This is a genomic window from Paenibacillus sp. FSL H8-0282 (assembly GCF_037963825.1).
GTDB lineage: Bacteria > Bacillota > Bacilli > Paenibacillales > Paenibacillaceae > Paenibacillus_AQ > Paenibacillus_AQ odorifer.
In genome coordinates, this window is sequence record NZ_CP150146.1 from 2,938,891 (window position 1) to 2,950,600 (window position 11,710).

Below are 11,710 nucleotides of genomic sequence, written 5' to 3' on the forward strand. Positions count from 1 at the left end.
CTTATTTGCATGAATTTATTATTTTGGGCTTTACTCCAACAATATATTAGTGTACTATTCAACTATGACACTGACACAATATAAAAAATGAACAATACATTAGTTGGCAGGGAGGATTAGCATGAAACAGGGGAGTGGTGTAGAAATGCAAGATTCAATCGTTCTGCAAATGAATGAGGTAAGTAAGATCATCAAAGGAAGACCGATTGTGGATAAGCTGACATTTGATATCCGTAAGGGTGAAATTGTTGGATTGCTAGGTCCAAACGGTGCAGGAAAGACCACAACGATTCGAATGATGACGGGTTTAATACGGATGAGCGAAGGCGATGTGATTATCCAAGGCCACAGTGTGAAAAAGGATTTTAAGCAGGCGATTGGCCATATCGGTGCGATAATTGAAAATCCAGAGTTTTATCCCTATATGACTGGACTTGATAATCTGAAGCAGTATCAAAGAATGACGGATAACATTGAGGCTGGCAGAATAGATGAGGTTGTAGAACTGGTAGGACTTCAAGAAGCGATGAATAAAAAAGTAAAGGCTTATTCGCTGGGGATGCGCCAACGTCTTGGGATTGCTCAGGCGCTTCTCAATCGGCCGAAGTTATTGATTTTAGATGAGCCTACGAACGGACTTGATCCGGCCGGAATACGGGAAATGCGTGATTATATGCGTACCATCGCCGAAGTGGAAGGCATTTCTATTCTGATTTCCAGCCATTTACTTACTGAAATTGAACAAATATGCCATCGGGCTATTGTGATCCAGAATGGTAAGCTGGTGACCGTAACTACGATTGGTGAGGAGCAGGAAGCAACCGCACAAGTAAAGCTCACCATCCGTGTAGGATCAATCGAATCCGCTATAAATATCTTGGAGCGCTTGGATTATGCGGAATTGATCTCTATGGATAGCGCGCGATCTGAAGTGACAGTAAGTCTGCTTGATAGCAGAGTACCGGAGCTTGTATCTACTTTTAGTGATGAAGGTGTGGGGATTTTTCGGATTACGGAGAATAAACAAAGTCTTGAGGAAGATTTCTTGAAATGGACAGGAGGAAACCGCATTGCGTAACTTTAATAATCTGATTGTGAATGAATGGCTCAAGCTCTCAAAAAAACGCACATTTTTTATGCCATATCTGATATTAATTCTATTATCCCTGCTGTTAGGTTATATAGTTCATTCTGTCTCACCTGGCCTGTTTGAATCAGCTTATGATTTTTCAGCAATGATGCTGCTTTCCCAAGGGATTGGGCAAGTGATTACAATTCTTGCGATTATCGGAACAGCAGGTATTGTCTCAAAAGAGTATAGTCAAGGAACCATCAAGTTCCTGCTTATCCGCGCCAGAAGCCGTACAGCAATCCTCGCATCCAAATATGTGGTTGTACTGTTCTATGCTTTGACTTTGACTGTCATCGGAGGTATAGCCGTTTTTGGAACAGGAGCTTTGTGGTTTGGACTAAGTGGTGGAGAAGCGGGTATGAGTGAGATGCTTACAAACCTATTGTATAATCTCGTTAGTACGGTTGTGTATGGAACACTTGCTTTTATGCTGGGGATATTGACCACTTCAACGGGAGTAACGATTGGGGCTACTATGTTTGCATTAATGATAGACAAATTGATTATTTCTCGTGATTTTTACAAATATGTTCTGTTTCCAAACTTAAATTTATCTGCTTATGAAGGTGGAGGAGCACCTATGCCTGGAATGACACTGACTTTTTCTATCGTGATGCTTGTCTTATACACAGCTGTCTTTCTTCTCGTAGGTTTCTCCGTCTTTAGACGAAGGGATGTTGCTTAATCATGACAATCGAATTCGATAACAACCTGCCGATTTATATACAGATCATGAATTACATCAAAGGTGAAATCGTCACAGGCAAGCTGAAACCGGGAGATAAAATACTCTCAGTACGAGAACTTGCCAGTGAACTGCAGATTAATCCGAATACGGTGCAAAGAACTTTTCAGGAACTGGAGCGTGAAGAAATCGTGGAAACCCGGCGTGGAATGGGAAGATACGTCACAAGTAATGAAGGTACTATCCTGACCATCAAAAAAGAAATGGCCAAAGATGTGCTAGATCGTTTCATCCGTGGTATGCAGGATCTTGGCTTTCAAGGTGAAGATATTTTAGCGGCGGTAGCGGAGAATATCCGTAACAAGGATAAAGAATAGGGGGATAAACAAGTTGGGAAATATACTTGAGGTTCATGAAGTTACAAAAAAATATAGATCCAAGCATGCCCTCCGCGAGGTATCTTTTAATCTGAGTGCGGGTAAGATCACAGGACTGCTGGGCAGTAACGGCAGCGGGAAAAGTACACTTATGAAAATCATCGCCGGGCTGTCACAGCCTACCTCTGGTCGTGTATCCGTCATTGGGGGTTCTGTAGGAACAGAAAGTAAAGCGGTGGTGTCGTTTATGCCTGATAAGCCGCTTACAGAATCCTGGATGAGTGTTTCTGATGCTCTGAAATTCCAAACTGAATTCTATCCGGATTTTGATCAGACTAAAGCCTCGCGAATGCTGGAGTTTATGAAACTAAGAGTGCAAGATAAGGTAAAGGATCTGTCCAAAGGGATGAATGAACGTTTACAGCTTACACTTGCTCTATCACGCCGAGCTAGCCTTTATTTGCTGGATGAACCCATTGGTGGTGTAGATCCGGTAGCTAGAACAAAAATTCTTAACGCGTTAGTAGAGTTTTATGAAGAGGACAGTACCATTCTCTTATCAACCCATTTAGTATCGGATATTGAGCGGATCTTTGATGATGTGATTTTTATAAAAGAGGGAGAAATTCTGATGCATACTGCGGTAGAGGATATTCGGCTACGCCATGGCAAAAGTATTGACGAACTGTTCAGAGAGGTGTACGCAGAATGCTAAAGCTAGTGAAGTATGATTTTAGACGGGATAGGGATAAGTTTCTTGCAGTTTTTGTAATCATAATTCTGGCACAGATTGGGTTAGGATTTACCAAACTGCATGACTATGAACGGTTTACTTTGAACGGAATAGCTTATGTTATTGCAGGAATGATCCTTCTTGTCATGGCAGCAAAAACTTTTTTTAACAATATAAATTCCTATAATCGTCGCCTAGTGCCCGTAAGAACCCTGAACACAGTCCTTTCTCCGTTAGTGCTCTATTTAGCTCTAATGCTGGGTATTATTTTAATAGCTTTGATCCATTTTGGCGTGTATCTTTCAATGTATCCCTCCTCATTTCTTCCGGAGAATTTCTGGACAGTGGGATTGTTAGTTCTCTTGCAGGCGTATTGGTTTGCCGGTTATATTATGCTTACCTTGATGGTCTCCATTACGGTTGCACGAAGTGTGAAATTTAAGGGGCGAGTATGGATTGGGCTGGCCACTGCGTATTTGTTACAGAATGGAATATTCTATTTGGAGTATTTTATTTTCAAAAGTAACTTCACTGCTTGGGAAAGTGTATTCCAGTTCGAGGTCATAGATGAGACGGATACCGCAAATGGGATCCAGCTTATACAGGGTCATTTGAATCTAGCTCCTCTTCTGTTTGAAGCGGTGATAGCAGTTCTTCTTATAGCGGTCATCATCAAGCTCGTTAATAAAAGAGTGGACATCTAGCCACAACTTGGCGGAATAGTTTTTAGAACGGAGACAGTGCGATTTAGCTTTGTCTTCGTTTTTGTGCAAAAAAAGACGTCCTTCTAAGTGAAGGGCATCTGTTAGGGTAAGTTCTATAGACCTTCAACCCGAAGGGTGGCGGTCCATGTTTCAAGCTCTCTTATTAGGCGTTCTTCCTCATTTTCGTCCAAGCGGAATTTAACTCCATATTGATATTGGCCAAGCCCAAACATCCAACCCCACCGGACGCTGCATAAGAGCTGAAGCTTCTCTTCATTTAATTGAAGATGAATAATAAGCCTAGTATCTCTTGCAGTGAATCGAAGATTCAAAGGAGTACGTACCTTACAACCCGAACGGCTAAGATCGAGTAATACAGCCTCTGTTAACTTTCCAGCACCTGGACCGGAATTGTTAAGCGGAACTTCAATCCAGCATTCAAGCGGATGGTTCATAACATAACGGAATGGTTCTTTCCTGCTGGACACATCCATAATTTTCCTCCCCATTGTTTATTTGCTATTATATCGAAAGGGAATGTTGAGAACAATCTACTAAAGTGCTATTTTTAATTAAGAATTAATTTTTTTAATACTAATGAAGGTGATGAGATTTATATGTACCAATACCTTAATGAAACGTTCCGTAATCACAATTTTGATCAAGGAAGCTTGCAGGATGGTGAGTTAAATAACTGCACATTCGAGCAATGCTCCTTCAAAGGCACTTCTATGGAAGAGATGAACTCTATTGGCTGCCGATTTATTGATTGTGATTTTACAGGAGCCATGCTTAATGCGTCTCACCATAAAGGTTCAGCTTTTACCAATTGTAAATTTACGGGAGCGAACCTGTTTGTATCTAAATTTGAAGATTGCAAGATGGTAGGGTCGGATTTCTCAAATGCATATTTGGACGGGATCTCCCTACTCGGAGGGGACTGGTCGTACACGAACCTAAGACATACTAATCTAAGCAGACAGGATCTGCGAGGGATTCGATTTACAGAAGCGGATTTAATGGGCTGTAATTTGCAAAAAAGTGACTTACGCGGAGCGGATTTGAGCCGTGTACAATTGTCTCAATGCAAGCTTAAGGGAGCGGATATGCGGGAAGCGATTGTTGAAGGAATTGATTTAAAGAGTCTGGATCTGCAGGGAGTGCGGATGGATATTGAACAGGCGGTACTCTTGGCACGTTCATTTGGGGCAAAAGTAGGGAATTAGTAAACTGACGGCATCAGATGCTAGCGTGGATCATAAAGACCTCCGCTAGCAAATCAATGCTTGAAGCGGAGGGGGTGGCAGCGCAGATTATTATGAGTACTCTAACTGCTAAACCTATTTATTATTGCATATGTAATAGTATGCGTTAACGTAACCGTTTTCTGGGTTTTGCCCACCATTTAATCCATAAGAATCCATCATCATCACGAAAAAACTTTATACCTACCCAGCGCAAGGGTGTCCATACTTCTTTAAAATAATATGAAGGCATAGTCTGTTAGACCCTCCTATATAGTAAATTATTACTATATATTACGCTAATTCTACGGGATTCACAAGCTAGATTTACTAATAATTACATATTGTCCGGGTGAAAGGAGTTGAGGATGCATTATGCAGGACTTAAGGCACCGCTTGAGCTACCGAGAAGTGCACCCCTCCATTTTACATAGACGCTCTACGTCATAGTGGATAGCAGAGGTCGATGTCATGAAAAGTCAACGGAGTAGTAGTTCTCTAATAATAGGAGAACTACTACTCCTTTTTTTGGATCGTTGTTTGGCTGCTTTTACACCGCCGAGTCATAATCAGTCTACTGAAGCTTAAGGACCCGGATGACGTTATTAGCATGTTTTTAACCTTTTGAGCGTGAATTCGGACCCCAGAGACATTATTCCATATGAAGAGCTTGATATTGAGTGCTTTTGGTGCTAATTACGTCTATGGGGTCCGTTAACATTCCAAATGTGAGCTAAAGCCGCGTACTAAGGTCAGCTGAGTCCGATAGCGGATTCGTAAGCGAATGAGATGTAATTAGGAAGTCAGATATTCAGATCATTGAGGCTACTCCAGCACTCATTTCATGGGTAATGGGATGGCTTTTTTTGTTGCCGAGTTGGATTCGAATCTAGTAAAAACACAATGTTAGTAGGGGATAAGCACAGTCATTTTATGATGCCACGCATTTAATAAATGGAGAGGATGTGATGAGATGACAGAAGGCGAGTTTATAGCGAAGATTGCGAATTTTGCTGTAAAGGACATGCAGCTCACTAAGGTTCCTGCTTCGTTAACCATTGCTCAAGCGGCTCTGGAGTCAGGCTGGGGCAGCAGTGGATTGACTATCAAAGCGAATAATTTGTTTGGGATCAAAGGAAGTGGACCTGCTGGCAGCATTACTGTACAAACTACTGAATATATTAACGGTAAAGCTGTTAAAGTTAATGCCCCTTTTCGAGCCTATTACAATTGGGGAGAATCTATCGCGGATCACTCCGACTTGATTGTGAATGGAGTCTCATGGAATCGCAACCTTTACAGCAAGGTTCTCGGTGCGAGTGGCAAGGTGGCTGCACAAGAGATTGCCGCAGCTGGTTACGCTACTGATCCGAACTATGCAGCTAAGCTGATTCAAATTATGAATACCTATAATCTGTATCAATATGACGACAAATCCATGGGAGGAGATGATGAGATGTCAGCAGAGGATAAGCAAAAGCTTGTTAGTCTAGAATCGGAAGTAAAGGAACTGCGTGCTCTTATAGCAGCTCTTACAGATAGCAGGGATACGCTGAAAACAGGTGTGCAAGAACAGGGGCAGTCGATTAATAAGCTTACGGATCGGGTGACATTCATTGAAAATCGGGCAGTCATGAATGTCCCTGCATGGGCTGAGGCGGCTGTGAAAGCAGCGACTGCGGCAGGACTTCTCGATACTCCATCGGGTGGCAGTTACGATTTCTATCGCATATTAACGGTGCTGAACCGTGCAGGTTTACTTGTAACAGGAAGTAAAAAATGAAATAAGGAGGATTAAAAAACATGTATAACGATGCTCTCAACAGTGTGCTTGCCTTTGCTTCAGTCCTAGCTGTTTTTGTAATGGCACTTGTACAACTTGTGAAGAATAGCATTGAACTTCCGCGGAACATTGTGCCAGTAGTGGGGTTGGCTATTGGCTTGCTGGTTGGAGCAGTTGCCTATCCGTTCACTGATATGAATCTGATTCTGCGACTCTGGGCGGGGGGGCTTGCGGGGCTATCAGCGACCGGTTTGTTTGAACTAGCTTTTAATAAAAGGGATGGGACGAAAAAAGATGATAAATAGATCTTGCCTATGAGTTTTATAAAACAATCGTTTTACACTGGTAATGTGGCTATGCATTCAGTCGAGAACACTAATATATTATGGTATGCCAATTTATAAAGGGGGTGCAACGATGGGAACTTATCTTGATGCAAGAACATCTCAAAATGCCAGCCTAGCCAACTCTATAGCGATTCCTATTACGGTACTTAACACGCCGCAGCTTTTTGGACAGATTGGGTTGTTAACGGCTGGAGTGACTACCAATCCACGTGTTCTCCTTAAAGGAACGATATCAGTGACGCTTCCGCTAGCGTTAGTGGGCATCACAATTACGATTGTAAGAGGAACCTTGGCTACTGATCCAAAAGTGTATTCTGCTACTTCTACTTTTGCTCTTAGCATTCTGGCTCCACAAGTAATAACCTTTTCAGCAGCGGATTTCTTACCAGCCATCACACCTCAGCTCACTTATACAGCATTTGTTTCTTCTAATCTTCTCGGTACAGTACGTGTGGGCCCAGAAAGCTTTGATGGTATTTTAGTTTCTGATTAATTGTATAGCCCTAAACCTCGCTGGTAGCCCAGTAGAGGTTTTTTTTAACTGAACGCCCAATCTTCTAAGGGGATAATTACATATCTTATGATGTATTCTAAATACGGAGGAGGTCTTCTCATGGGTGCTGAATTTGGTCATGTTGGTGGTGCTTTTACTTCTACAGGCGCAATCTTAGTTTTGTTCATCTTATTAGTAATTATTACAAGCGCATGCATATTCTAATTCACTAAAATAGCAGAGCTCCATGTTGGCATTTTGCCGACTTGGGGCTTTTTTTTGTAGGTATTTTGTCCATTAAGGCTATATAAAATATTAAGTTAAAAGAATACTAATCACGTAGTGAATAACATGAGTTTACAATACTATGATTTTGAATATTCAAATATACATGTTATCTTAATCTGATAACATAGATTAATACTGTTAAATTTTATTTAGGAGAGAGCTAGTTTGAAGAAAAAAATGATGATCGGAATTTCTTCTGTTATTGTACTTTTAATCATTGTTGTAACTGTGGGAAGCTTTTATTTCTATCATGTTGCTATTGCACGTGCTTCAAAGGACTTCTTGAATGAAAGCCCTGACCTGCAGTCCAGTCCAGAGGTAGAACAATCTAAAGATACCTCGAAGGCAGACCAAGAGTGGTGGGATACCCAGAGCTTTGATAGATGGGAGATGAATTCTGATGACGGAATAGAGCTTAAAGCATACTATTTAGCTGCTCCTGAACATTCCAATAAGACAGTGATTATTGCTCATGGGTATGCTGGAAATGCAACTCAAATGAGCGGGTATGCCAGAATGTATTATGAGAGACTTGGATATAATATTTTGCTGCCGGATGCCAGAGGACATGGAGAAAGTGAGGGTGACTATATCGGATTTGGATGGCCAGAACGTAAGGATTACTTGAAGTGGATACAGAAAGTTCTGAAAGCAAACGGTGAGGATACACAGATTATACTGCACGGTGTTTCCATGGGGGGAGCTACCGTAATGATGACAAGCGGTGAGGATTTACCAGCTAATGTTAAAGCAATTGTGGAAGATTGCGGCTATACCTCAGTGAAGGACGAGCTTACCTTTCAATTAAAAAGAATGTACCATCTCCCCGCCTTTCCAATTGTAGATACGACCAGTATGCTAACAAAGATCCGGGCAGGTTATTCCTTTGGTGAAGCCTCGGCCTTAGAACAGGTGAAGAAATCTAAAACGCCAACTCTGTTTATTCATGGCGATAATGATACTTTTGTTCCTACGGAAATGGTTCATACGGTATATGAAAATAGTCCGGTCGAGAAGGAGCTTTACATCGTTCCTAATGCGGGTCACGGAGAAGCTTTCCGCATGGATCCGGTTAAGTATGAGAGCGTAGTTTCTGAGTTTATCGGAAGATTTGTGAAATAGTTGTTGCTGAAAAGGCTGCCGAAAGGTAGTCTTTTCGTGCTTATAATACCGTTAAACATAAATTCGGGGCCCTCTTTCGAGGGCCCCTTTCATGGGAGAGGAGAAACCGGACGAAGAGCTTATGGGGAAACGTAAGCCTGCTCCGCGGTTGTCTACGACATTTGTGGTGTCGATAATTACATGATGTCCCTGGAAGTCCAATCTTATACATTAAGATGACTTATTTCTCTGAATAAGCTGTTTCGCCTTCTTATTTCATATCTAGACAAATTTTTTATTTCATCGCGCAAATGTGTTACGATAGGCGTGGACTTATGCCCTTTTGGGCATAACAAACAGAGATATAGAGCGGGTGAATAACAGTGAGAGTGGTATCGGGAAGTGCAAAAGGAAGGCCACTGAAGAGTGTTCCGGGAAGTGGGACAAGGCCTACGACCGATAAGGTGAAGGAAGCTGTATTTAGCATGATAGGCCCATATTTCGAAGGTGGAGTGGTGCTGGATTTGTTCGCCGGTACTGGGGGGTTGGGGATCGAAGCCTTAAGCAGAGGGATGGAAAGCGGCGTATTTGTTGATATGGATCCTAAAAGTATCGACACGATCCGCGCCAATCTGAAGGCTACTAAGCTGGAAGAACAAGCGCAGGTGTACCGTAATGAAGCTGGGAGAGCGCTAAGTGCGTTGGAGAAGCGGGGGAAAATTTTTGATTTGGTCTTTTTGGATCCTCCCTATCGCTTGAAGCATGGAGATGAGCTTATGCTTATGATGGTCGAAAAAGGAATGCTGCAAGAGGACGCGATTATTGTTCTGGAGCATGAATCAAGTTATGCCTATCCTGAAGATATTCCAGGATTTTATAGGCTGCGTCAGGCCGTATACGGAGAAACGACAATTTCTATTTACCAGTATGAAACTAATCCTGCAGAGGAAAGTGAAGCTGGTGAGGAGGTAGAGAATGAGTCAGCAAATTAGAAAAGAACGTGTTGCCATTTATCCAGGTACCTTTGATCCCGTGACTATGGGACATATGGATATTATTCGGCGCGCATCCAAGCAATTCGACCGTTTGATTGTAACGGTGCTTAATAATTTGAGTAAAAACCCGCTGTTTACTGTTGATGAACGGACAGAGCTATTAAGACAGGCGACCGCTGATATTCCCAATGTGGAAATTGACAGCTTCCGTGATCTGTTAGTGAATTATGTTCGTCAAAAAGATGCTCAAGTCATTGTTCGGGGTATCCGTACCGTTACTGACTTTGAATATGAGCTGCAAAACGCATCGATCAACCATAGCCTGGATCCCGATGCAGAAACGATTTTTATGATGACTAATCCGAAATATTCGTACTTAAGTTCCAGTGTTGTTAAAGAAATCGCCCACTTCGGCGGGAATGTGACTGATTTTGTGACGCCTGAGGTTGAACAAGCGATGAAGCGTAAATTTAACCGAGCCGATGGCGAATAGTACTTACTAGATACGTTCCAGCAGATAATCCCAACAGGATGATGAGCAGAAGGGCTTGCAGACTTAGCAGCTGTGGAAAAGAGCTCCATATGTCCGTTACATTAAGGGTGCCGCTTGGAGTCGGGCGTGAGTCTGCAAGTGCTGGTAAAGCAGCTTTAGGGATAGCCAACAATGGTTTCCAGAGCAATAAAGTTAACAGAAAAGCATAAAGTCCATGCATCAGACGAACCGTAGCGTAGGGTAGAAATCTGACTCTGGCTTGTTTGAGCATGGTCAGCACCTGTAGTTGCGCACAGAGTCCGCTCCAGCCCAGTGCAGCAGACAGCAAAGCTATCCCAAACATACTAGAGGGACCTGTTCCTATGCTTGCTAGCCCTTTGCTGATTGCGTCGGCGCCTAAATGAATTTCCAGCAAGCTTGCTGGCAGAGCAGCTGGCAATGCGGGAAGTACAGTAGTGATGATATTGATGACTACAGCGAACATAATCATGTAACCGCCCACGACCATCAGACTTTGCACGGCATTAGCGACGGACTCGCCGAGAAGCTTGCCGAAGCTGCGTCCGTCTTTTGCTCTGGCATCTGTTGCTGCAAGCTGAACGCGACTATATAAAGAAGGCTGTTTGGTGTCCGTGGAGATCTTATCAACTGGTTTCGTGTTCGCTGACCGCCCCTTTAATAGAGCATCGGTGTAGCTGGCTAGAAGTCCAGAGATCCAGTGGATGGCCAATAGGAAATAACCTGCTGAAGTACTGTGTAGAAAAGCTATGCCAATTACTATAAGCATGGTTACCGGGCTGGCGAAGTGTGTAAGTGCGGCAAGTCGGGCGGCTTCCTTGTCAGAAATGCTGTTCTGCTTGTGTAGCTGCATGACCCCTCCAGCTCCACCGGGGAATCCGGCTGTGATTCCGAGTGCCAAGGTCCAGCCGCTGGCACCGGGCAGACGAAAGACCTTTTTCATCAATGGCTCCAGAAGCACTCCGAAACCATGCACGAAACCCGAGGCGGTAAGCATCTCTGACAGCATCAGGAAGGGGAGCAGGGCAGGGAATACGAGTGTCCACCAAAGCTTCAATCCTTGGAGTGAAGCCTCAAAGGAGCTCTCCGGTGAGATAATAATTGCAATGGCTGTCAAGATTGCCATAATCCCGGGTATAAATGATGTGGAGCGTGTAGCTAGTCGGCGTATTTGAATATTTTTCATTTCTCAGATCACCTCTTCATAACTTAAGGCATGGACGATGTGTTATCAATTTATGCAGAGTAGACAACCATCATGCCAAACCACTAGTCGAAGCGGTAATGAAGTTCAATCATTCATATCCTAAAAGTGCC

General features: G+C 42.9%; 15 protein-coding genes. 13 read left to right on the forward strand and 2 right to left on the reverse strand.

What is annotated here, in order from left to right; all coding sequences use genetic code 11:
• The first annotated feature begins 121 nt into the window (after positions 1–121).
• The 5 genes from NST94_RS12810 to NST94_RS12830 are packed head-to-tail and all read left to right on the forward strand — an operon-like array spanning position 122 to position 3,631.
• Positions 122–1,078: an ABC transporter ATP-binding protein gene (locus tag NST94_RS12810; protein WP_081383247.1), complete on the forward strand. Its 957-nt coding sequence runs from the start codon at positions 122–124 to the stop codon at positions 1,076–1,078.
• A complete protein-coding gene (locus tag NST94_RS12815; RefSeq protein WP_076301870.1) occupies positions 1,071–1,817 on the forward strand; it encodes an ABC transporter permease in 747 nt (248 codons plus the stop codon). The genes NST94_RS12810 and NST94_RS12815 overlap by 8 nt, the downstream gene beginning before the upstream one ends.
• A gap of 2 nt (positions 1,818–1,819) precedes the next feature.
• On the forward strand, positions 1,820–2,194 hold the full coding sequence (locus NST94_RS12820) for a GntR family transcriptional regulator (protein ID WP_076101764.1): 375 nt from the start codon (positions 1,820–1,822) through the stop codon (positions 2,192–2,194).
• A gap of 13 nt (positions 2,195–2,207) precedes the next feature.
• Positions 2,208–2,909 carry an ABC transporter ATP-binding protein gene (locus NST94_RS12825; protein WP_248548154.1) on the forward strand — a complete coding sequence of 234 codons (702 nt, stop codon included), beginning with the start codon at positions 2,208–2,210 and terminating at the stop codon, positions 2,907–2,909.
• Complete coding sequence (locus NST94_RS12830; RefSeq protein ID WP_248548155.1) at positions 2,903–3,631, forward strand: hypothetical protein; 729 nt, start codon at positions 2,903–2,905, stop codon at positions 3,629–3,631. The genes NST94_RS12825 and NST94_RS12830 overlap by 7 nt, the downstream gene beginning before the upstream one ends.
• 113 nt (positions 3,632–3,744) lie before the next feature.
• Here the strand turns inward: NST94_RS12830 and NST94_RS12835 are convergent, their stop codons facing one another.
• The gene (locus tag NST94_RS12835; protein WP_076126099.1) at positions 3,745–4,125 is read right to left on the reverse strand and encodes a PilZ domain-containing protein; all 381 of its coding nucleotides are present in this window, start codon (positions 4,123–4,125) and stop codon (positions 3,745–3,747) included.
• Positions 4,126–4,248: 123 nt separating this feature from the next.
• Between NST94_RS12835 and NST94_RS12840 the strand changes: the two genes are divergently transcribed.
• From NST94_RS12840 to coaD, 8 genes are all read left to right on the forward strand, one after another.
• Positions 4,249–4,857 (forward strand): pentapeptide repeat-containing protein, encoded by a 609-nt coding sequence (locus NST94_RS12840; RefSeq protein WP_076126101.1) that lies wholly within the window; start codon positions 4,249–4,251, stop codon positions 4,855–4,857.
• 991 nt (positions 4,858–5,848) lie between these two features.
• Positions 5,849–6,658 (forward strand): glycoside hydrolase family 73 protein, encoded by an 810-nt coding sequence (locus tag NST94_RS12845; RefSeq protein WP_076301873.1) that lies wholly within the window; start codon positions 5,849–5,851, stop codon positions 6,656–6,658.
• A gap of 20 nt (positions 6,659–6,678) precedes the next feature.
• A complete protein-coding gene (locus NST94_RS12850; RefSeq protein ID WP_076101776.1) occupies positions 6,679–6,963 on the forward strand; it encodes a holin in 285 nt (94 codons plus the stop codon).
• 112 nt (positions 6,964–7,075) lie between these two features.
• Complete coding sequence (locus tag NST94_RS12855; protein WP_076275523.1) at positions 7,076–7,498, forward strand: hypothetical protein; 423 nt, start codon at positions 7,076–7,078, stop codon at positions 7,496–7,498.
• Between the two features lie 120 nt (positions 7,499–7,618).
• The gene (locus NST94_RS12860; protein WP_081389784.1) at positions 7,619–7,723 is read left to right on the forward strand and encodes a sporulation protein YjcZ; all 105 of its coding nucleotides are present in this window, start codon (positions 7,619–7,621) and stop codon (positions 7,721–7,723) included.
• A gap of 228 nt (positions 7,724–7,951) precedes the next feature.
• Positions 7,952–8,908 (forward strand): alpha/beta hydrolase, encoded by a 957-nt coding sequence (locus NST94_RS12865; RefSeq protein WP_339282033.1) that lies wholly within the window; start codon positions 7,952–7,954, stop codon positions 8,906–8,908.
• Between the two features lie 362 nt (positions 8,909–9,270).
• Positions 9,271–9,879 (forward strand): 16S rRNA (guanine(966)-N(2))-methyltransferase RsmD, encoded by a 609-nt coding sequence (gene rsmD, locus NST94_RS12870; RefSeq protein WP_076190033.1) that lies wholly within the window; start codon positions 9,271–9,273, stop codon positions 9,877–9,879.
• Positions 9,863–10,375 (forward strand): pantetheine-phosphate adenylyltransferase, encoded by a 513-nt coding sequence (gene coaD, locus NST94_RS12875; protein ID WP_076126111.1) that lies wholly within the window; start codon positions 9,863–9,865, stop codon positions 10,373–10,375. Before rsmD ends, coaD begins: the two co-directional genes overlap by 17 nt.
• Here coaD and NST94_RS12880 read toward each other — a convergent pair.
• Entirely contained in the window at positions 10,353–11,579 is a 1,227-nt protein-coding gene (locus NST94_RS12880; RefSeq protein ID WP_339282034.1) for a nucleoside recognition domain-containing protein, read from the reverse strand. The two genes, coaD and NST94_RS12880, sit on opposite strands and share 23 nt — an antisense overlap.
• Positions 11,580–11,710 lie beyond the last annotated feature (131 nt).

What these genes read in the sequence shown, in the direction of transcription:
- NST94_RS12810 (WP_081383247.1), top strand. Translation starts at nt 122, where the DNA reads ATGAAACAGGGGAGTGGTGTAGAAATGCAAGATTCAATCGTTCTGCAA.
- NST94_RS12820 (WP_076101764.1), top strand. Translation starts at nt 1,820, where the DNA reads ATGACAATCGAATTCGATAACAACCTGCCGATTTATATACAGATCATG.
- NST94_RS12830 (WP_248548155.1), top strand. Translation starts at nt 2,903, where the DNA reads ATGCTAAAGCTAGTGAAGTATGATTTTAGACGGGATAGGGATAAGTTT.
- NST94_RS12835 (WP_076126099.1), bottom strand. Translation starts at nt 4,125, where the DNA reads ATGGATGTGTCCAGCAGGAAAGAACCATTCCGTTATGTTATGAACCAT.
- NST94_RS12840 (WP_076126101.1), top strand. Translation starts at nt 4,249, where the DNA reads ATGTACCAATACCTTAATGAAACGTTCCGTAATCACAATTTTGATCAA.
- NST94_RS12845 (WP_076301873.1), top strand. Translation starts at nt 5,849, where the DNA reads ATGACAGAAGGCGAGTTTATAGCGAAGATTGCGAATTTTGCTGTAAAG.
- NST94_RS12850 (WP_076101776.1), top strand. Translation starts at nt 6,679, where the DNA reads ATGTATAACGATGCTCTCAACAGTGTGCTTGCCTTTGCTTCAGTCCTA.
- NST94_RS12855 (WP_076275523.1), top strand. Translation starts at nt 7,076, where the DNA reads ATGGGAACTTATCTTGATGCAAGAACATCTCAAAATGCCAGCCTAGCC.
- NST94_RS12860 (WP_081389784.1), top strand. Translation starts at nt 7,619, where the DNA reads ATGGGTGCTGAATTTGGTCATGTTGGTGGTGCTTTTACTTCTACAGGC.
- coaD (WP_076126111.1), top strand. Translation starts at nt 9,863, where the DNA reads ATGAGTCAGCAAATTAGAAAAGAACGTGTTGCCATTTATCCAGGTACC.
- NST94_RS12880 (WP_339282034.1), bottom strand. Translation starts at nt 11,579, where the DNA reads ATGAAAAATATTCAAATACGCCGACTAGCTACACGCTCCACATCATTT.